This is a genomic window from Bradyrhizobium sp. AS23.2 (assembly GCF_001908185.1).
Lineage (GTDB): Bacteria > Pseudomonadota > Alphaproteobacteria > Rhizobiales > Xanthobacteraceae > Bradyrhizobium.
On sequence record NZ_LGHM01000333.1, the window covers coordinates 1 to 842 of the forward strand.

Below are 842 nucleotides of genomic sequence, written 5' to 3' on the forward strand. Positions count from 1 at the left end.
ACCGTCACCGAAGACATCGATAACCCCTTCGAATTTCCCATCCGGGTCCTTGGTGAACTGAAATTCCTGAATGGCGGGCCTGCCCTCAAAGAAGGCGTCCTCCATCCCCTCGACGAAGAAGTTTTCGAACTTCTTCTTCTCGGCTTCTCCAGGCCCCGTGTAAAACGACACATCTCTCGGGATGTCTGCCATCCCGGAGATATGATCGAGATGAAGATGGGTCATGAGCCCCCCTTTAAGAGGAGTTGCTTCTGACTTGATGACGGACAAGGGGTCTTGCCGGACCTGCATCTTGTCGAGCTTCGCGAAGTTCCGCACGACCCATCCAACACCGAGGCTCTTGGGGTCCTCGACGAATCGCTTCGAAACACCAGTATCGACCATGTAAAATCCCTCGGTCGGATGCCTCACGACATGGGTGTAGATCTGGATCGGCTCCTCGTGATCCTTGAGCCCAGCCTCGACGGCTTTCGGATCTTTCAGATTGATCAGCCCCGATAGATCGGCGACCCAATCCGCGCTGGCAACGGTCTTAACCTCAATCGGCCCCGGCTTATCAATCAAGGCCTCCATGGCCGACGAGCTGACCGGCTTGCCGAGACCGGCATGCTTCGTTGGATGGGATGTCTGCGCGCACGCAGAAGGCGCGAAGACGGCAAGGGCACCAATGAAACACTGTCCTGACTTGCGGAGCATGATCTTCCTCATTTCTGTTGCCGCTTTCTGCCTTGGACAGCTAGTCACGTGAATCTAAAGTTCGCCACATAATGTCTGCTGAGCTTTGTGACAGAAGCGTTTGACGGAAGCCAAGATCTGGTCTGCGGACTTGGTCCATTTGAAGG

General features: G+C 55.1%; 1 protein-coding gene. It reads right to left on the reverse strand.

The window, feature by feature from the left end; translation table 11 throughout:
* Positions 1-708 (reverse strand): MBL fold metallo-hydrolase (locus tag AC630_RS41925; protein WP_245330669.1); only part of this gene is annotated, 708 nt, incomplete at its 3' end.
* Positions 709-842: the final 134 nt, after the last annotated feature.